This is a genomic window from Paenibacillus marchantiae (assembly GCF_028771845.1).
Lineage (GTDB): Bacteria > Bacillota > Bacilli > Paenibacillales > Paenibacillaceae > Paenibacillus > Paenibacillus marchantiae.
In genome coordinates this window covers 606,767-627,005 of sequence record NZ_CP118270.1, presented here as the reverse complement: position 1 = coordinate 627,005, position 20,239 = coordinate 606,767, and the positions used below count along the sequence as shown (strand labels likewise).

At 49.8% G+C, this 20,239-nt stretch carries 13 protein-coding genes; 12 read left to right on the top strand and 1 reads right to left on the bottom strand.

The annotated features are described in order from the left end of the window. Positions 1 to 112 precede the first annotated feature (112 nt). The 7 genes from PTQ21_RS02925 (at position 113) to PTQ21_RS02895 (ending at position 8,756) form a co-directional block, all read left to right on the top strand. On the top strand, positions 113 to 949 hold the full coding sequence (locus PTQ21_RS02925) for a uroporphyrinogen-III synthase (protein ID WP_063567236.1): 837 nt from the start codon (positions 113 to 115) through the stop codon (positions 947 to 949). 275 nt (positions 950 to 1,224) lie between these two features. Next, positions 1,225 to 1,947 carry an SDR family oxidoreductase gene (locus PTQ21_RS02920; protein ID WP_240321537.1) on the top strand — a complete coding sequence of 241 codons (723 nt, stop codon included), beginning with the start codon at positions 1,225 to 1,227 and terminating at the stop codon, positions 1,945 to 1,947. Positions 1,948 to 1,982: 35 nt separating this feature from the next. After that, on the top strand, positions 1,983 to 2,621 hold the full coding sequence (locus PTQ21_RS02915) for a ThuA domain-containing protein (protein ID WP_063567237.1): 639 nt from the start codon (positions 1,983 to 1,985) through the stop codon (positions 2,619 to 2,621). A 72-nt stretch (positions 2,622 to 2,693) separates the two neighbouring features. Further along, a complete protein-coding gene (locus PTQ21_RS02910) occupies positions 2,694 to 3,071 on the top strand; it encodes a phasin family protein (protein ID WP_053782782.1) in 378 nt (125 codons plus the stop codon). Beyond that, the gene (locus PTQ21_RS02905) at positions 3,072 to 4,742 is read left to right on the top strand and encodes an ABC1 kinase family protein (RefSeq protein ID WP_063567238.1); all 1,671 of its coding nucleotides are present in this window, start codon (positions 3,072 to 3,074) and stop codon (positions 4,740 to 4,742) included. Between the two features lie 548 nt (positions 4,743 to 5,290). After that, positions 5,291 to 6,742: a SulP family inorganic anion transporter gene (locus PTQ21_RS02900; RefSeq protein WP_063567239.1), complete on the top strand. Its 1,452-nt coding sequence runs from the start codon at positions 5,291 to 5,293 to the stop codon at positions 6,740 to 6,742. A 451-nt stretch (positions 6,743 to 7,193) separates the two neighbouring features. Further along, on the top strand, positions 7,194 to 8,756 hold the full coding sequence (locus PTQ21_RS02895; protein ID WP_079695562.1) for a DEAD/DEAH box helicase: 1,563 nt from the start codon (positions 7,194 to 7,196) through the stop codon (positions 8,754 to 8,756). A gap of 235 nt (positions 8,757 to 8,991) precedes the next feature. On the opposite strand, the gene PTQ21_RS02890 is transcribed toward PTQ21_RS02895, so the two are convergent. Continuing rightward, positions 8,992 to 9,924 carry a hypothetical protein gene (locus tag PTQ21_RS02890; RefSeq protein WP_274568762.1) on the bottom strand — a complete coding sequence of 311 codons (933 nt, stop codon included), beginning with the start codon at positions 9,922 to 9,924 and terminating at the stop codon, positions 8,992 to 8,994. A gap of 435 nt (positions 9,925 to 10,359) precedes the next feature. Between PTQ21_RS02890 and PTQ21_RS02885 the strand changes: the two genes are divergently transcribed. From PTQ21_RS02885 to PTQ21_RS02865, 5 genes are all read left to right on the top strand, one after another. Then, positions 10,360 to 12,153, top strand: coding sequence for a vWA domain-containing protein (locus tag PTQ21_RS02885; protein ID WP_274568761.1), 1,794 nt, complete (start codon positions 10,360 to 10,362; stop codon positions 12,151 to 12,153). Between the two features lie 35 nt (positions 12,154 to 12,188). Next, positions 12,189 to 15,578 (top strand): tubulin-like doman-containing protein, encoded by a 3,390-nt coding sequence (locus PTQ21_RS02880; RefSeq protein ID WP_274568760.1) that lies wholly within the window; start codon positions 12,189 to 12,191, stop codon positions 15,576 to 15,578. Between the two features lie 14 nt (positions 15,579 to 15,592). Continuing rightward, positions 15,593 to 18,112 (top strand): transcription initiation factor TFIID, encoded by a 2,520-nt coding sequence (locus PTQ21_RS02875; protein WP_274568759.1) that lies wholly within the window; start codon positions 15,593 to 15,595, stop codon positions 18,110 to 18,112. Between the two features lie 148 nt (positions 18,113 to 18,260). Next, on the top strand, positions 18,261 to 19,544 hold the full coding sequence (locus PTQ21_RS02870; protein WP_090952038.1) for a vWA domain-containing protein: 1,284 nt from the start codon (positions 18,261 to 18,263) through the stop codon (positions 19,542 to 19,544). A 20-nt stretch (positions 19,545 to 19,564) separates the two neighbouring features. After that, positions 19,565 to 20,212 (top strand): hypothetical protein, encoded by a 648-nt coding sequence (locus PTQ21_RS02865; protein ID WP_063566907.1) that lies wholly within the window; start codon positions 19,565 to 19,567, stop codon positions 20,210 to 20,212. The last annotated feature ends 27 nt before the right edge of the window (positions 20,213 to 20,239 follow it).

Below are 20,239 nucleotides of genomic sequence, written 5' to 3'. Positions count from 1 at the left end.
CGTTATAGATGAACCGCCGAAAAGAGGGGAAACTCGGTTTCCCTCCATAGAAGTACCCTGTATACTGTAGTCAGACTGATGACTTTCGGCTGAATTAACGGGGGGAACATGGATGGCTCAACATTTGGCAGGTATACGCGTAGCATTGACCGGACCACGAAAATCCAAAGAGATGTCTTTGCTGGTTGAGAAAATGGGCGGGATTCCACTAGTCCGACCTGCACAAGGAACTGTTTTTCTGGACGATCGTAATATTCGAGATGGTCTGGTATCCTGGATATCCGACCCGCCAGACTGGACGGTATTAACCACGGGTATGGGATTGGACGCTATTTTTGATATGGCTGAGGATATGGAGATTGCTGATCAATTGCTGGACGTATTATCGGAATCCTTGATTGCTGCAAGAGGGTACAAAACAGTCAATGCACTCCGAAAACGTAAACTGACACCGCTGGTACGGGATGATGATGGCAGCACAGACGGGCTGATTCGTGAATTTGCGCCTCATGAACTTAAGGGACAGAAGGTCATGTTGCAACTGCATGGGGAAACCGCGCCCAAGTTGGTCGGTTGGCTGGAGGAACAAGGGGCGCAAGTACGTCAGGTGCTTCCTTATCGTCACGTCCCGCCCGAAGAGGGCGAACTGGAACAGTTGTTGAATGAAATTTTGCTGCATGAGGTGCATGCTGTCGCGTTTACTAGTGGGCCGCAAGTGCGGTTTTTGGTTGAATACGCGGCGTCAAAGGGCAAGCTCGAATCCATGCAGGAAGCCTTCCGGCAAGGCGTAGTGCCTGCTTCGGTGGGTAGGGTTACGGCAAACGCAATGCGTGAAGAAGGTATTGAGGCGCTCGTAGTCCCAGAGGATGAGAAGATGGGGGCACTAATCGTTGAACTGGGGCGTTATTACGCTGCCCGATCTGCGGACAAGGCTCAACTGCTGCAATAATATGTGATCCCGCCTGGAGTCATATTAAGCGTTGAATGAAACGCATTTAAGATGCCAAGTTGTTCCCGGTTCTGATCCGATATATGGATCAGAACTTTTTTTTGTTGCTTGTCTCTGTGATCGGTTCATTCCCTATAAGCTGAATGAATCTGATTCAAGGTAATTCACCTGAGACTTTGGTCATGAAGTTAGTTGTACCCATTCATAATTAAAGGTTTTTGGATAATAATGTGGAATGAATTAAAGACAGATTAAGCTTGTGAGGGAGGGACAGCATGATGAAAACCGTATGTGTAACCGGGGCGGCCCGGGGACTGGGGTTAGCTCTGACGGCACAAATGCTGAAGAGAGGTTATATCGTTTATGCAGCAGGGTTGGACATGGAAGAGTCAGAAGGAATTCGTCTTCTGACGGATGCCTTTCCAAAACATTTACGCGCCATCGAACTGGACATTGCGGATGATCTGTCCGTAGCTTTGTTCACGGAGACACTTAAGCTGGATACAGAGCATTTGGATATGCTTATCAATAATGCGGCTATACTAGGAAGTATTACGGATCATATCCGCGGACCGTTAAATATGGCGGAGATGGCAGAAGTATTCAACGTAAATACCTTGGGGACATTGCGTGTGACTCATGCCCTGTTGCCCCTCCTTCTTCAAGGGACAAACAAGCTGATCGTCGATATATCTTCGGAGGCAGGCAGTATTGAGCAGTGCAGCCGGGATGGATGGTTTGCCTATTGTATGTCCAAATCTGCGTTAAACATGCAGGCCCGCCTTGTGCATAATGGTCTGAAGAATGAGGGTGGGCAAGTGATGCTGATACATCCCGGCTGGGTACAGAGTTATATGAGCGGGGAATTGAATACCGATGCAGACCTTACGCCAGATCAATCGGCTCAGCATATCACAGCACTCATCGATCGCCATAAGGAGTTCATGGGCGATCAGCCCGCGTATGTAGATTACAAGGGCGATACCCTTCCTTGGTAATTCTGTTAGAGGTAATTTGAAAGGAGTTTTTATTGATGGATCATCGTAAAAAAGCGTTATTACTTGGTGATTATACTCATCCGGACTGGCATCCGCTGCAAGGGGTGGATGCGGAAATTAGTCGGATTTTTCACGATACTATGACTGTGCAGTGCAGTGAGAATCGCAACATGCTGCTGCAAGAAAATATAACTGGATTTGATGTGTGTATCTGTTACATGGATGATTGGAAGGGGAAAGTTTCTCCACAGCAGACGGCAGGCTTATTGTCCTATGTTAGTAATGGAGGTGGACTGGTCATTATACATAACGGAATTTCGCTCCAAAATCGTTATGAGCTGAAGCAGATGATCGGTGCCAAATTCCTGCATCATCCACCTTATGCCCCACTAGAGTTCACAGTAACTGCAGAGAGCCATCCAGTGACGGAAGGCATTTCCGGATTTACGATGGAGGAAGAGCCTTATCAGTTCGAGTTCGGTTCATTTGCCGAAACGAAAATTCTGCTGGAGTATCAATCCGAAGAAGGGCCGAAGCCCGCAGCTTGGGCGCATAGATATGGTCTTGGACGCATTGTTTATTTGATGCCAGGACATCATGTACCATCTTTTGCCCATGAAACCTATCGTCAGTTAATTCTGCAGGCAGGAAAATGGGCTGCGCGCTACGTATAGCCGTACCGTTTCTTTTGTGAGCAGCTGATTAGGGGTATACTATAGAGATCAACGAAGAGGAGGATGACAAGAATGAGCGATTTGTTCAAAAAGGCAATCTCGTTAGGGCTCGGTCTTACTGTTGTAAGTAAGGAGAAAATTGAGAAAACCGTGGATGATCTGGTTAAGCGAGGGGAACTGGCGCCTGGTGAATCCAAAGCGTTGGTTGAACGCCTGATGGAACGGGGCGATGAAGAGCAGGGCCAGTTCAAAAGAATGATTCACGAACAGGTCAAGCGCGTCCTTCAGGAAGTGGGCGTTCCATCCGAGAGTGATGTAACCAGTTTGGAACAGCGTGTTGCCGTCCTTGAGAAAAAGCTTGCGGAACTGGGTCACACACCACAGCTTCAACCTGATGTATCCCCAGCTCCACTTGAAGTTCCTCCTCTCAAAGGAAACGAGATCGAGTAGATGGCTGTGCGAATCAAACATGTCGGCAGATACCGGGAAATTGCCATGGCGCTGGTGCGTCATGGCTTCGGTTATATGGTCGAGGAGCTGGGTTTGTTCCAGCTGCTGGCCATACCCCGGCGGTGGATGTCGCGTGAAGCCCACACCACCAAGACGCTGAGTGAACGCATACGACTCGTGCTGCAGGAGCTGGGGCCGGCTTTCGTTAAGCTGGGGCAACTGGCAAGCACAAGGGCAGACTTGTTGCCCGAGTCTGTGATCCGGGAATTGGTGAAGCTGCAGGATCAGGTCCCACCGTTTTCCTCGGAGACGGCACGGGGTATTTTGGAACAGGAATTGGATACACCGCTGGAGGAGATCTTTTCCCGGTTCGAGGATACCCCTGTGGCTGCGGCTAGTATTGGACAGGTGCATCTGGGTAAACTCCGAAGCGGTGAGGCCGTAGCTATTAAGATTCAGCGGCCCGGCATATCGCGTATCGTTCAGCGCGATCTAGATATTTTACGAGAATTGACAGCGATGGCGGAGAAACGCTGGGATTGGGTGAAGCAATATCAGATTCCGCAAATGGTAGAAGAGTACGCTCAGGCATTGATGGCCGAGCTGGATTATACCGTCGAGGGACGTAATACGGAAAAGATTGCACAGCAATATCAGCAGGATAGCAAAGTGAAAATACCACTGATCTATTGGGATCAAACTTCTTCTCGTGTGCTCACCATGGAGTACATCGAAGGCATCAAGCTCAATGACCGTGACGAGTTGATTAAACGTGGGCATGATCTGAATAACATTGCGCAGCGGCTGGTGGATTCGTTGTTGAATCAGATTTTCATTCATGGATTCTTTCATGCGGATCCACATCCGGGCAATCTGATGGTTCTGAAGGATGGCAGGCTTGCCTTTATTGACTTCGGCATGGTAGGAAGTCTGAGCGATGAGATGAAGCAGCACCTGGCTTCGCTCATTATTGGATTGATGCGCAAAGATACGGACAGCATGATTCGGGCGATTGAGAAGCTGGGCATGATGCCGGATGATATGGATCTGAGAGGGCTTCATAACGATCTGGACAAGCTGCGCAGCAAATACTACGATATTCCCTTCTCCAAAATCAGCGTGGGTCAGGCATTGAATGATCTGTTCGGCGTGGCGCAGCGACATCGGGTTGTGATGCCTGCCGACATTCTGCTGCTAGGGAAATCGCTACTCACGATGGAAGGTGTCATCGAACATCTCGATCCTTCCTTGAGTATCGTAGATATGGCAGAACCATTTGGTCGAAAGCTGATCAAGGAACGCTTCAATCCTGGGAGGATCAAGAACCGTCTGTTCCGCAGTGCTGCGGATATGGCCGAAAGTGTCATGGGTCTGCCAGGACAGTTAAGGCAATTGTCTTCCATTATTAGCAAAGGTAAGCTGAGGTTGGAGATCAGTGTCCCCGAACTGGATGCGCTCATGCGCAGAATGGACCAGATCAGTAATCGGCTGTCTTTTAGTATTGTACTGCTCGCATTTTGTATCATTATGGTTGGATTGATCATCGGTTCTTCGATCAGTCACCAGTCAACCATGCTGTGGGATATTCCGGTCATTGAGATCGGTTTTCTGGTAGCCATTCTGATGGTGGCCTTCTTGCTCTATTCGATATTTAAATCGGGGAGATTTTAAGTGTAGACGTAATCAAGAGAGTCGTTAAGTTTCCTGTCAGGGGAGCATTAGCGGCTTTTTTTTGTTTGGGCATGGAGGGGAATATTTAAACAAGATAAACAGAGCATAACTGAGATATTTTACATATATAAGAGATAATACAAGATAATATACCAATTACGGATACATACTCTGTTCGTGTAGAAGAGACTCTGGGACTATAATAATAGGTCAGTACATTAACGGACCCGGTTTTTCTGAGAGGGGAAAACCTAGAGAACTTGTGATTGGCTCACGATGCCTCGAAAGCAAGACACCTGAATGTTGTAGTGGAAATAAGAGGTGCACACTGGAACGGATGAGACATGTTCAGACATGGTATCGGATAACTTATTCGGATCATGGTCAATCCAACATGTTTTCAACTTATATAGACACATTTTTGCGGGAGGGTATTCCGCTGTTTTGTGTTGTTTGTTGTAGTTGCTCAGTGACGAACCATTCCATTGCCGTTCAGGAGACAAGTCAAATTTGAGTTTAAATACGTAGGAGGACCGGCAAAGGACGATATGAATACTTTAAAACAACAATGGTTTGGTAACATTCGCGGGGACGTGCTGGCAGGTATTACGGTAGCGCTGGCGCTTATTCCGGAAGCCATTGCCTTCTCGATCATTGCGGGTGTCGATCCGATGGTGGGATTGTATGCTTCGATTACGATTGCCATCGTGATCTCGATTGCGGGCGGAAGACCGGGCATGATCTCGGCCGCAACGGGCGCTATGGCGGTACTGATGGTGGGACTCGTCAAGGATTATGGCGTGGAATATCTGTTCGCCGCTACAATTCTGACAGGTATAATCCAGTTTATTTTGGGGATTTTCAAGGTTGGTCGGTTTATCACATTTGTGCCTCATTCGGTACTGACCGGGTTTGTGAACGCGCTGGCGATTCTGATCTTTATGGCTCAGCTGACCCATTTCACAGGTGCGAACTGGATCATGTATGCGATGGTAGCGGGTACGCTGGCGATCATTTATATTTTGCCACGGTTTTTCAAAAGTGTTCCGGCTCCACTGATTGCCATTGTGATTATGACGATCATTACGGCGCTATTACATCTGGACGTCAAAACTGTAGGGGATATGGGGAATCTGACCAGTACCCTGCCTATGTTCCATCTGCCGAATATCGACTGGTCCCTCAATACGCTAATGATTCTGCTGCCGTATTCGTTCACGATGGCTCTGGTAGGTTTGCTGGAATCTTTGCTGACTGCAACGATTGTGGATGAAATGACCGAGACCAAGAGCAGCAAAAACCGCGAAGTACGTGGTCAGGGTATTGCCAACTTTGTTAATGGCCTTTTCGGTGGCATGGGTGGTTGCGCGATGATTGGACAGTCGGTTATTAATGTGAAGTCTGGTGGTCGAGGTCGATTATCGACATTTACGGCTGGGGCTTTTCTAGCCATATTGTTGTTATTGCTTAGCGGTGTAGTGAAAGAGGTGCCAATGGGCGCACTCGTAGGTGTGATGTTTATGGTGTGCATCGGTACGTTTGACTGGAGTTCCATCAAGAACATTGCGCGTGTGCCACGTGCGGAAGCCTTCGTTATGGTAGTCACAGTTGCCATTGTGGTGTACACCCACGATCTGTCTATCGGTGTGATGGTCGGCGTTGTGCTTAGTGTGCTTCATTTTGGTTGGAAACAGACCAAGATTCGTGTGCAGGCATATGAGGAGCAGGGGCAGAAGGTCTATCGGGTCCACGGACCGTTCTTCTTCGGTTCATCTTCCCGCTTCGTCGATGAGTTCAATGCTGAGGCTGATCCGCAGGAAATCACGATTGATTTTGGTGGCTCACATATTTGGGATAATACGGCGGTTGTTGCCATTGGTAAAGTGAAGTTCAAATATGCGAAGCTGGGCAAAACGGTGCATCTGCGCGGACTGAACGAGGAAAGCTCTCGTTTGCTTGAGAAGAGCGGATTTGCTACGGTGCAAGGGCACAGTTCCTAATTCATAGCTATAGTTGAATCCAAATGAGTATCATTGATAGATGATAGGTGCTGTCCTGCAAGTCATGATGGATCATGACAGGGACGGCCCTTTTTTGTTTATGTCAGCAAAATGCTTAGTTAGTTGAGGTCTATAGCGTGGCTGAAGTTCGTCACAATTTCACAGGTTTCCATGACTGCGGTATAAGGTCTGTATGATTCGTTAAGGCTTTAAACACAACGATCCGGGACATTTGTGGACAAATGCAGGAAAGTAACGCCTGATCCCCTTTTGTTTTGCTTGACTAACGTGTAAACTACAGGGTATGGAGAAGAAGAGCAACGGACCGATTGCTTTTTAAAAAATTCATTTCATAATCATGATTGATATACGGAAAACTAGTCTTGATTGAAGCCAAGTGAAAGCAATTATGAAATGGACTTATCTAAATGAATATACAGAGGTGTAACGATTGGCAAACTTTGAACAACTGGGCATTCGCCCGGAATGGTGCGAGATCCTGAAACATCAGGGCATCGCCGTGCCGACTCCGGTACAGGAGCGTTCGATTCCGGTATTGCTGGGTGGGCGTGATATTATTGCTGAGGCACAGACGGGTACAGGGAAAACACTGGCTTTTTTGCTGCCGATTATTCAGAAAATTAATGTATCCGACCGCTCGCCGCAAGCACTGATTATTGCCCCTACGCGGGAGCTGGCGCTGCAAATTACGGAAGAAGCGAAGAAGCTGACTGCAAACGACGATAAGCTGCATGTTCTCGCGGTATACGGCGGACAAGATGTGGACAAACAGCTGCGCAAGCTGCAAAACGGCACACAGATCGTGATTGGTACGCCGGGACGTCTCCTGGACCATCTGCGTCGTGGCACGTTGAAGCTGGATAATGTTAAGAAACTTGTGCTGGATGAAGCCGACCAAATGCTGCACATGGGCTTCCTGGATGATGTTGAGACCATCCTTAGTGAACTGCCACACAAACGTCAGACAATGCTGTTCTCGGCAACGATGCCGAAAGGCATTCGCAACCTGGCGAAGAACTACATGAAAGACCCGGAGGATGTGAAGGTATCCTCCAAGTCCGTGATTCCGATCAATCAGATTCGCCAGCAGGTGCTGGAGTGCACGGATCGTGGCAAACTTGAGGCACTTCGCGGCATGATTGATACGTATCGCCCGTACCTGGCAATTGTTTTCTGCCGGACCAAGCGCCGTGCATCCAAGCTGAATGAAGATCTGCGTGAAGCAGGTTATGCGAGCGATGAACTTCATGGTGATTTGTCTCAATCCAAGCGTGAGAACGTAATGAAAGCATTCCGCGACGCGAAATTGCAAATCCTCGTTGCTACGGATGTTGCGGCACGCGGACTGGATGTTGAAGGCGTAACGCATGTATTCAACTACGATATGCCGCATGATGCGGAAAGCTATATCCACCGGATCGGCCGTACGGGTCGTGCTGGCGGCACGGGTCTTGCCGTGACATTTGCAACACAGCACGACAGACCGGAGCTTGCTCGTATTGAGGAAGGCACCAATCAGAAGCTGTCCCGTATCCAGTGGACAAGTGAAGGTCCGGTAGCATCAACTGGAGCAAATAGACGTTCCATCAACAGTCAGGGTGATGAAGAACGTTCTGGCGGACGCTCCGCAGGGACAGGCAGTGCCCGTCGCGGCGCAGGTCGTACCGGCCGCAGCGAAGGCGGACGTGGCGGTCGTGGTGGTTCCCGTGGCGGCGAAGGTGGACGCAGCGGTGGTCGTAGTGGCGGCCGCAGTGGCGACGAGCGCAGCGCAGGCCGTGGTTCCGCGCGCAGCAGCAGCGACAGCAGTCGCGGTGCAGCGGGTCAAGGCGGGCGTGGTGCAGGTCGCAGCGGCGATGAGCGCAGCAGCGGCTGGGGCGGCCGTAGCGCCGACAAGCGCAGCTCCGGGCGCAGCAGTGAAGGTTCACGCCGACCGGACTCCGCAGGACGCGGGCCGGCCAAGAGCGACCGCCGCGATTCTCGTCGCGGGCGGTAATAACGATAAAACCTATGGCAAGTAGTCTGGAAGAACGCCATACATTTTCCAAACATCAAAACACCTCATCCTAGACCTAAGGATGGGGTGTTTTTTAGTAGAAGCTTATATGATAAAAACTATACAATGTCACGCGTGAATCCAGTATGCATGCAGGGGTAAACGAATTTTGGTTCGTCTATATACAGGGATTGAGTTTGCACTAATTTACATTTCGAGTCCATATACATCAGCTCTATACACGAATATCTGCGTACGAATCCCGATATTTCTCGTTATACACCCGACCAACCGACTCCGCCAGACCACCGCGTGCCTTACCAGGATAGAGCTCCAGAGTTCGATAGAGTCTCATAAACCGATCTTTGGGCATAAAGCGCGCGTAGCGGGTAATAAGACTTGGGAACAACTCAATATATTTACTCTTGCGTACAGCAGCGGCGGCTACAGCCGTCAGAATCTGAATCCCGTTGTGCAGTTGCAAAATATTCACTTCGTACGTGGCGATATACCGGATCGCATCTTCACGGACCAATTCGGGCTTCAGCCGTGCGATTTCACCGATATATTCAGCAAGCAGCCGCTCAAAGCTGTGCAGCAGCAGCGGTTTGAGCTGCAGGTCCATATCACTTCGCAGCACGAAGGATTGCAGCAGCGCAACCTGCTGCAGACGAATCCGGTCGTTATAGACGAGTGAACCGATCTCCCTGAGCATTTCATAGGCTAGCGCTTCATCCTGCTTGCGTGCTTCTGCGACAAGAGCCCAATTCCGGTTAATGCCTTGGCGAATCGCTTCTTCATCCTGACGCAGCATGCGTTTAAGTTCACGCTGCTGTTCCACTTGGAAGGATCGCTTTTGCATGAAGATCAATCCAGCCAGAAGCAGCAGGGAGACACTGGCCGCCGCCATCGTTTGGTCTATGGTTTCACCAAAATAAGTGGCCGCTGCACCAAGGATTACCGTAATGAACAAGTCGCGTGCAATCCGGCGTTTGACGCGGGAAGAGGAGCGTTCTTCCACTGTGGCAAGGGTGCCGCGTCCACAGGCAGTACAGTGATCTTCCCACAGGCAGGTATACTGGCCACACCGCTTGCAGACACGCAACTTTTGAAATGCATGCGTTGTTCTTATAAAAGGTTTGATGGATACAACTTGTTTATTGCTCATGCTCAATCACGCTCGCCATTCAGAATAGTGTAGAGGGTTCGATCGGCATCTTCCCTTGAAACGGGTTTGCGCCGATGAAGCAGGAAAGCAATCACCTTTATAATGACAAAAAGAAACAATATGGCGAGGCATCCGTATGTAACCATAATCCGTTCCTTTCTAGGCATAGTTAAAATATGCGTAGTTATAATGTTTACTGATCGAGCGTCGTTATATTGCAGTTTGCTGGCAATAACTATATCATATTTCCATAGTTGGAACTTTTGTGCCAGCTACTGGCATGAATTCGTCGATTTTTGTCAGTCATTACAAAACTGTAACTGAAGATAGGGGTGCTTTTCAGAATTTATTAGTAGACTGTTAAGATTTCCTTAAGGCTTGACGCCTATAATAAACTATTCCCATTTTAATCTCAAACGTGAAGGAGTACACCCAATGCTGCGGACAAGCAAAATACGCTGGCTCAGCGGAACTCTGGTTCTGCTGGCATTTCTAACGCTACTGCTACCTCAGGCGTTGCTGCCACATGCTGCAGCGGCTCAGGCACAGACAAGCGGAATCGATGCGGTACTTGTAGCCGATGTAAGTAATTCAATGAATACAAGTGACCGTGACAAGATCAGCAATGAAGCCATGAAAATGTTTATTGATATGCTGCCGGTCCAAGGGGACAAGGTAGGGATTGTCGCTTACACCGATCAGGTGGAGCGGGAAAAGGCATTGCTGGAGATTCAGTCCGATGCGGACAAGAGCAGCCTGAAAGATTTTATTGATCAGCTCGGCCGAGGGCCATATACCGATATCTCTGTCGGAGTGGCTGAAGCGGTGAATGTGCTGAACCATGGGGCAGACGCATCTCACTCGCCAATGATCGTGCTGCTGGCTGATGGCAACAACGATTTTAACAAAACCAAAGGTCGCACCCAGTCTCAATCCGATGCGGATCTGGCAAAGGCCGTCAAAGAAGCACAGGATCAGGGGATTCCCGTCTATACGATCGGGCTGAACGCAGACGGCAAACTGAACAAGGACGCACTTGCAGATCTGGCTCAGCAGACCGGAGGCAAGTCTTTTATCACAGATACACCGGATGATCTGCCGCAGATTCTGAGTGAGATTTTCGCCGATCATGCCAAACTGAATGTCGTGAAGCTGCCCTCCATTTCAGGAAACGGCAGTTATCAGGAAGTTACCGTGAACGTACCGAACGACAGTGTACTTGAAGCCAACATCTCGATTATGTCTTCAAAACAAGTCCAGATTGAATTAACCGATCCTTCAGGCAAGGCCGTAGATCTAAACTCTGACGTAGCCAAGCTTTCCACTTCCAAGAGTTATTCCTTGGTGAAGCTGCTCAAGCCTCAGGAAGGCGACTGGAAACTTCGGGTAAAAGGGGCTCCGAAAGACAGCATCGATATCAACCTGTTGTTCAACTATGATCTCCAGCTCGTTGTGGACCCAATTAAGACCAAGTCCTATACGAAGGGCGACAAAGTCGATCTGACCGCCAAGCTGGAGAATGGAGGGCAGCCGCTGCAGGATAATGATCTGTATGCCGATATGAAGGCGACGTTGGTCGTAAACGATCAGGATACAGGCAAAAGCACAGAACAGCCGCTCGAAAACACGGGCTCCGGGTTCGCCGGAACGTTTGAAGTGCCGGACAAACATAACTACGAGCTTGTTATCCGTGCAGAAGAAGACAGCTTCTACCGGGAAAGTGCTCCAATTACGATCAATGCGGGCGGAGCAGCCGGTAGCGGAACTCAGCCAACGACACCTGCGGGCGAGCAGGACAAGCCGTTTCCATGGATGCCTGTTATTTTGGGCGTGATCGCCTTGATCGTTGTAGCTGTGGGTGTCTGGTTCCTGCTAGGCTGGCTGAAACGCAAAAACCGTGGATTTGTCGGACAGATGGTTGTCGAAATTCGCGATGAGAATACCGGGGACAAGTCGTACCCGCAATATAAAAAGCTGGCATCCTTCCGGGGCAGATTCCATCTGCACCAGCTGTTACAGCTGGACCCTGAATTGAAGGAAACCGAGAAATATGTATTTACGCCCAGCAATGGGGATCGAATTATAATCCGTAACACCGCTGGCGGAACGTTGGAGAAATCCGGCCGTACCGTTGATGCAAGCTCAGGCGTTGAACTGAAGAACGGTGACCGACTGAGCATTCCGCTGCAACAGGCGGACAAAACGATTTTAATTGAGTATCTGGTGTAATTTGATTATTTGGTTTAAATAAGGGAGGACTTGGAATGAAACCGATTGTTAGAGAACATATTCAGCAACTGGATGTATCGCTTGGCGGAGGGATTGTCAGTGAGAAAATCAGAGTCGATACGATTGATAACCCGATTCTGATTATCGGTCTTGGAGGAACAGGTATTGATGCGCTGTTGCGTCTTAAATACCAGATTAACCGACGTTTCAAGTTGCCACAGGACCCGGTATCCAAGAAAAAAATGGACAAACCGTCCAACGTGGAGTTTCTTGCTTTTGAAACGAACGAACAGGATCGCGCCAAAAAGTATAAAGGCATCGGACTCGATCCAATTAATGAATTTGTACTGTTGTCCAATGCCGAGATTGGTGGATTGCTTCAGAACCGCAGCGTATTGGAGCCGTATATTACGGACTGGCTGTCTCCGGAGCTGAGCATCACCGATGGCATGAACGGCGCCGCAGGTGTGCGTCAGGCTGGACGCCTGCTTCTTTTCACGAAGATTAACCAGGTCGTGCAGGCGATCGATAAAAAGATCAAAACATTATCTGTAGGCACGAACAAAAAACTGATGGTGTTCCTGCTGACTGGTCTTTCCGGCGGTACGGGAAGTGGATGCTTCCTTGATATCTCCTATATCGTGCGCGGGATTATCGAACGTGATCACGGCTCTGCCGGGATTGACCGCGTGAACACGCTTGGATATTTGTTCACCCCAGACGTGAACCTATCCAACAAAAGCTTGAGTGAACACACTCGTGAGTACATCCGCAAGAATGGATACGCTGCGCTCAAGGAATTGGATTATTGGATGAACGTGGACAGCCGGGGTGAGCGTTTCTCCCAAAAATACGGCAACATTCTGACGGTGAATTCACCGCTGCCACCGTTCAACCTGTGTCATCTGATTTCTGCTACCAATACGGAAGGCAAATTACTGGAGAATGCTTATGATTACTGCATGAACGTCACCGCCGAGAACATCACCAACTTTATGGCGAGTGAGGAAAAGCAATCCGGCGAGGAGTTTGCCATCCACGATTATATCAGCAACATTCGCACGAACATTGCTCAGATGAACAAAGCCTATCCGGCCAACTATGATTACAACATTATCGGTGCATCCTCAGCGGTACTGCCGATTGAAGAAATGACGACTTATCTGGCTTACCGCATGTTCGACAAAATGAACACCATGTTCTCCAAAGCACCGAACCAGGAGGATACCGAGAAGTTTGCCCGCAAGCTGGGCATTGATCTCGAAAGTGTGGTCAAGTCCTTTGAAGCCCGTGTGCCGGAGCCGCTGCCAGGTTACCAGAACAGTGAGCGTCTATCCTATGGCAATGTAGTGAAATCACAGGTCGTGAACATGGACACCGAACTGGAGCAGAACTTCCTGGCTCGTGCCCGTGAAGAATATATCAAGGCGAAGAAGCAGCTGCCGGGAGAGATTGCGGGTCAGTTCACCGAACAGATCCGGCGTATGTTTTTGCATCCTGAACAGGGTCCGTTCTATGTCTCCCGTCTGATCTACACTGAAAAAGGCTTCTGTGTACTGAAGATGATTCAGTCGTACATTGAAACCCTGCGTGAGAATGCCTTCCGCATTCCGCGTGATATTGAGGCTGCTCAGGAGCAGTCGGAAGAGAAGCTGGGCGATGCGAAGAGTGCTTTCGTCTCCAAAGAGAAGAAGAAGAATGCTTATATTGAAGCAAAAATTCATGAGTACTGGCTGCATGCCGATGTGGAACGCAATGATCAGATGATTGAGTTCTACGAAGACCTGTACGAATTGCTGAACCAGGAGAACAGCCGCATTTATAACGTATTTACTGAAACGCTGAACGCACTCAGCTCGATCTTCTCCAAAAACGGGGATATCCTGACACGCGGCGAAGAACAGTCTGATCACAAAGGCAACAAAACGTATTACTGGAACGTTGTAAGTGTGCCGGATATCGTCAGTGTGGTGGATGGACTGCTGGACAAGCGTGATACGGATGATCTGATCCGTGACTTCTCGCGTGAATTGCTGGAGAACTCCAGCCAGTGGGTGAAAGAAAACGAGATCGATATCGTCAGCTCCATCTCTGATTTCCTGACTGAGAAGTTCGGCGATCTGATTACCCGCTCGATGGAGGACTTCCTGGTTATCAAATATGGACAGGACGAGTCTGTCGAGAAATTCGTGGAACGTTTCATTGCAGGCAAACTGGATGATGAGGCGGTTCCGGTGTTCAATCTGAGCAACAGCACAGGCAGTCTGCATTTCCCATCCTGGGGATTCGTATCGGTGCCAGCACAGGCGCCGGGCATTCTGAGAGGGATTCGCAACTATCAGAACAATGCGGTGGGCAAATCTCATTTTACCGTTAAGGAAAGTGAAGTGCGCAACCGGATCTTCTGGCTGAACACTCGCAACGGGGTACCACTGTTTGTGTACACACCACTCAAAGTATATGAGGAAAGTTATGAACGTACCATTTTGGACAAAGAAGGTATCGGACGCCATCTGGTGCAAACCGAAAAGAATAACTGGACCTATCTGCCGTCGCCAATTCCAGAAAAGTCATGGGGAGATGTGTACGAGAACGCCCGGGTCAAGCAGTACAATGCCCGTGTACGTACCGAATTCGAGCAGGCGCTCGGATACAACATTGTGACAGCCAAATCCATTGATGAGAATACAAGCAACCGCTATGCAATTGTGACAACGGAACCGTTCGACCTGTCCGCGAAGCTCGCTGCCTACGACATGCGCCTGACGTCCACCACGCCGAACCTGGGTGAAGTGAAGCGGGCAGTTATTGAATTGAAACGCCTGCAATCCGAAGGATTGCCACGGGTGTCGGTGAAGGACATTTTCGGAAGTATTAATGAAGATATGGCCAAAGAAAACCTGGTGCGTTCCCCGCAGCTGATCGCGCGGGTACGTGAAGAACTGGCGAAGATGAACGCCATCTCGGTCAAAGTCGCCGAGCTGGAAGGCATTCTCGCTCAGCATCAGGACGAGGAGCAGTGGTATGACCGCTTCATCGAAGCACTCTACACCGATACCATTGTGAAGAAAGGCGCGCTGTACGTCTATGACCGTGATCCGGAAGAAGACGCATGGGAGCCGTTTGCGAACCTGATGAAGAGCCGTAACTTTGCCGAATATGAAGTGTTTGGCAACTTCCGTGGATTGGCAGAGAAGGATCGCAGCACATTGCTGCGCAAAGCTTCCCGCCGTGATAACGACCTGACCGCTTCCGAAGATATCACGCCACTGCTTACGAAGTTGGATGATCTGGCTGCATTGTACATGGAATCCCGTGATCGTCTGGAATACGAGCGAGTGGAACTGGCAAACGGGGAAGACATCTACCAGTTCTACAGAACGATGTCATCGAAACTGAATGACATTCGCAGAAGGCTGAAGTAAGGGTGGCGGCCGGGATGGAATTCAGCTCGAATAATGCTCTGAAGCGCAATTTGGAGAAGTATGCAGCACAGTATGCAACAGAGCAGGAGCGTCAAGGCAGCCTGGGTGATGGTCGCAGCAGCATCCATTACCCCGCGTTGTTCCTGTTCGTGGGTGACCAGGTTGCTCCGGCAGTGTCTGCTGTCCAGGAAATCAACCGGCTGAAATGGGATAACGGAGAAGGCGTAGTCTATGTACAGATTGGAACGGAAAATCAGGAGCATGACCAACATCGTGACCATGACCCCGCGCAAACGAAGCATGACCATTACAGCGATGGTGCTCATTCAGGATATGCACGTGTTAACGGCTTGAGTGATGCAAGGAATGGCAGCACTTCGGATGATGGTCAGGTGACCCGTCACGTGCTTCCCTTGTCCACCATACAGACAGATCGACCTTCCAAAACGCTTCGCAAGGATGTGCATCGCAGTTTCCACGATTCAGATCAGGCACTCTTTGGTCTGAATCGTACCTTGCGGCGGGTGAGTAATCGTATTGCCGAATACGGACGCCTATATTCATCGTTCGATCGAATCTACGTGACCGTTGTGACCAGGGCAGATGATCCATTGAATGTATTGTTGCCGGAGCTTACCAAGCTGACCGAGACGATACTGGCTCAATCCTTCAAGTCGGTACAGACCGATTTGCATGTGCTGGTCAGCGAGATGGAGCAGGTGGATTCTTTTGGATATGCAAGCGCAGCGGGACTCGCTTTTCTGCGGGAACTGGATTACATGCAGGGGCTGGACTATACGTTCAGTGGCAATCTGCTGGTTACGGAGGACGGTATCTCCATTCCGGTTGTACATCCCGCTTCTCCGTTATTCGATCTCGTATATATTTTGTCAGACAAAAACGAGCGGGGAACCGGTGTACCCGGCGGGTGGATCGAAAATGCCGAGATCATCTGCCGAATCTGTCTGCTCAAGAATCGGAAGCAGGATGCAGATAGCTCTGGTTCCGTATCAAGCACGGGGGCCAACACGTATAACAATACGTCGTTCAAAAATAACATCCGTACGACCTCGGATCAGCATGGTTATGCCAGTGCAGGTTTTGCCGAGATTAGACGGCCGAACAAACCCATTGCACTCGCGGTGTTGTATCATCTGTATCGTTATTTGCTTGAACGGATGCGGCAGGAACCCGAGTGGAGCATCAAGGACAAGCTCGCCTTTTTCGGACTGGATGGGGCTTCGGTAGAGCGCAAAGTGGAAGGGATTCTTCCCGATGAGGATCTGGTGAGCGGCATGAGCGGCATAATGACGCATAACGTCAGCTTCACCGATCTGAAGCCGCTCTCGCTGCGTGAAGCGGAGAGAGCATTGTTCGGGCATGGGGCAGAGGCGTATTTCCGTGATAATGTGGTCCGTCTTGCGGAGGAGCGAGTACGTCAGCGCAGCACAGAAGGTTCCCTTCGTCGTAAGGCTGAGCAATCGCGCACGGAGCATCCTGAGGTTGGCTATTTTCAGTGGGCTGCCTGGAGTGACAATGGGTTCGGCAGCGTGCGTGAGGCTTTGCTTGGACTGATTCGTGATAAATCGGTGCAACTTGAATCCGCACGTGCCTTGCTGGAGCAGCGTCAGCAGGAGCGGGTAGAGGATCAGTCGTTCAAACGGGCGTTGTTCCGTGACAAACAGAACGTGCGCAACCTGATCGATTGTTTGCTGGAGCGTGTGTATGTGCCCAAAGTTGAATTGCTGCGTCTGGAGAATGAATTGCAGCTGCTTCGTGTCTACGACACAGAGATGGAACAACTGCATACGTTCAGCCGGAGTGTAACGGAGACACTGGCAACGCTGGAACGTGTTTTGCGTGAGACAGCGGTAGAGAGCATAGCGGCTGCAGATGAATATATCGGTCAGAACGTAATGGAGTATTACGGCAAAGTGACGGAAGCGCTGATCGCAGATTTGGAGGCAAAGCGTGGACGGGATGTCTGGTTTGAGGACCGCCATATGGGGGATATGAACGGGCTTGCCACAGAAGGAAACGAGCGACTCTTGCAACGTCTGATGGAGGTATGTCATGTGATGCTGCTTACAGCAGAACCGCTCCGGGTACCTTTCGAAGAAGAATTGCTGTTGCGGGCGAATGTTACAATTACCTATGGGGACAAAAATGTACTGACCCGTGATGATCTGTTCCGCCGATTGTATCGCACACTGGAGGAGCAGGCGGTCGTTCGGGTAAGAGTATTCGACTATACGCAGGAACATCGTTATGAAGAAAAATATTTCTTTGGTGATCACCATAGTGCCTTCATGGACTACGCGGCGTATGCCGAAGAAACGTCACGGATCTATAAGCTGGGTGTGGTATATGAAGAACGAAGCAGTGGTGTGGAGAAGCTGAATCTGATGGGGGGCTTCCATCTGGAAGACCTGATGGTGTATCGCAATGGTCGGGTGTATTACGATTCGTATACAGAGAATGGTTATGAGCTCCATCCCTCCGATCTGGCCGAGAAGCTGTCACCCATGCGTTAAAACATAAGGCTGTATCTTATATGGACGGAAGGGAGGTACAGATCGATCCATCTGTTTCCGTCCAGTACATTATACGTTCATTTTTCATCAACCCATCTTGTATTAATTCAGCCGTTCATCGGCTGTTTTGGAAAGGATGCATGCAAACATGCAGCGAAAAATCAATCTTCTCCTGGTCCTGTTCAGCCTGATTGGCGGAGCTGTGGGCTTTGCGGCTGGAGAAATCATGCTGCGTCAGTGGCTCGGGGAAATGCCCCGTCTATTGCTGATGGGATTATACTTTGGCGTGTTGGCGCTTAGCGTGGGATTATTCTGTTTACTCGCAGAGATGATCTCGCCAAAGCTGAACGGAGCTTCCTGGAAGCTGCGATATCTGGGACTATCCTGGAAACTGCTTGTTCCGGCAACGCTGGCGCTATTGTTTGTCGTCGGACTTGCCCTGCAATTGCTGTATCAGATTAACCCAGGCGGTGTGAAGCAAGTCAAGGATATCGTGCTGATGATCGATAACTCGGGCAGTATGAGTGAGACAGACCCAGATAACGGTCGCTTTGAAGCGGCCAAAACACTGATTAGCCAAATGGAAAGCGATAAACAGGTGGCGGTGATCACCTTTGATGATCAACCCGAGCTGCTTCAGCCGTTCACCCCGTTGGACAGCGAAGCTGCCAAAAATGAGGTGTACAGCAAAATTGATGGCATCGTGACGACCTCGGGCGGAACTAATTTCGATGCAGTGCTGCGGGAAGCGATGGAGCAGATTAAGGGCAAACAGGACCCGAAACGCGGAACGGTAGCGATTCTGCTATCCGATGGATTCAGTGATGCAGACACATCCGGCATTTTGTCTGAGTATGCAAATGAACAGATCGCCGTCAATACGGTGGGGCTGAGTCTGGTGGACCCTTCCGGAACCGACTTGCTGCGTCATATCGCACAGCAGACGGGCGGTATGTACTATGATGTACCAGATTCCGGTGGACTTAATCTGGCATTCCAGCAAATTTACGATACGATTGATGAACGAACGCTGGTGACCGAACGTACAGGCATGATGGAGCACAGTACGTATCTGGCTATTTTCCGAGTGGCTGCCTTACTGTTGATTGGTGTCGCACTGGGCGTGTCGCTAGGACTTGTATTTGATAACCGTCATCTCGCACTCAGTTTCGGAATTGGTGGTGCCGTGTCTGGTTTATTGGCCGGACTTCTGCTCGAATGGGGACTGGACGGATCAACGGTGGGTGATACATTTGTAAGATTCGGAGCGATGCTCATCTTATCTGGTGTGTTAACCCTGTTCAGCTGGATTATTCCGATCAAGGAGAATACACCGCGGAAGACGCGTGGGCGTCGCGATGCTGGTGGAGGAACCAATTCGGTGGAAGGATTCGGTCAGCGGGCAAGAGATTCGCGCAGCAAAGGATTTTGACGTCTGGAGGTAGGCGATAGATGCGTTTTACGGATGCAGACCCTTCAGCGCCCCTGATTCGCAGACTGACACTTGCAGTGGACGAGAGCCAGTGTACACTTCGCTGGCTCTGGCCAGAGAGCGTGGAAGCTGTATATGTTGAACGGCTGGAGCTCGATATGATGGGTGATGATCGTACCGAGGAACAGGCTGCACAGGGCAAGCTGAAGTTATACACAAAAGAAGAATATAAGGCGAGCAATGGATATATGGATCGAATCACGGGTTTTGGTGCAATTCGTTATACAGTGTATGTGTGTCAGATGCAGGAGGACGGGCCAGTTCTGGTGCGTCAGCGTGATGGAGACAACACGGTCGTTGCCAGTGCAGGCAAGGCGGATATTCGCTTTTCCATCCGGTACAAGAGCGGTTTTTTTCAGAAACGAAAAAGTGTACTGATGACCGTTACAACGGAAGCACCTGTTCCGAAGGAGGCACTCTGTTATGTCCGCAAACAAGGCGGGGTTCCGTTGAATAAGGAAGATGGCACGGTGTACCCTTTTGTGAGTGATTTTGCTCCCGGGAGAAATGAGATGCCACCCGTTGAGGTAGCCAAGGACGATTACGTGAGGTTATTCTTCACGGACGGACCAAAGTATGGAGCCGCCTATAGGCTTATATCAGACTAGATAGTTAGGCTTTTTGTCTAACTGATC

Coding starts and splice junctions, on each gene's coding strand:
- PTQ21_RS02925 (WP_063567236.1), top strand. CDS start 113: ATGGCTCAACATTTGGCAGGTATACGCGTAGCATTGACCGGACCACGA.
- PTQ21_RS02920 (WP_240321537.1), top strand. CDS start 1,225: ATGATGAAAACCGTATGTGTAACCGGGGCGGCCCGGGGACTGGGGTTA.
- PTQ21_RS02915 (WP_063567237.1), top strand. CDS start 1,983: ATGGATCATCGTAAAAAAGCGTTATTACTTGGTGATTATACTCATCCG.
- PTQ21_RS02910 (WP_053782782.1), top strand. CDS start 2,694: ATGAGCGATTTGTTCAAAAAGGCAATCTCGTTAGGGCTCGGTCTTACT.
- PTQ21_RS02905 (WP_063567238.1), top strand. CDS start 3,072: ATGGCTGTGCGAATCAAACATGTCGGCAGATACCGGGAAATTGCCATG.
- PTQ21_RS02900 (WP_063567239.1), top strand. CDS start 5,291: ATGAATACTTTAAAACAACAATGGTTTGGTAACATTCGCGGGGACGTG.
- PTQ21_RS02890 (WP_274568762.1), bottom strand. CDS start 9,924: ATGAGCAATAAACAAGTTGTATCCATCAAACCTTTTATAAGAACAACG.
- PTQ21_RS02885 (WP_274568761.1), top strand. CDS start 10,360: ATGCTGCGGACAAGCAAAATACGCTGGCTCAGCGGAACTCTGGTTCTG.
- PTQ21_RS02880 (WP_274568760.1), top strand. CDS start 12,189: ATGAAACCGATTGTTAGAGAACATATTCAGCAACTGGATGTATCGCTT.
- PTQ21_RS02875 (WP_274568759.1), top strand. CDS start 15,593: ATGGAATTCAGCTCGAATAATGCTCTGAAGCGCAATTTGGAGAAGTAT.
- PTQ21_RS02870 (WP_090952038.1), top strand. CDS start 18,261: ATGCAGCGAAAAATCAATCTTCTCCTGGTCCTGTTCAGCCTGATTGGC.
- PTQ21_RS02865 (WP_063566907.1), top strand. CDS start 19,565: ATGCGTTTTACGGATGCAGACCCTTCAGCGCCCCTGATTCGCAGACTG.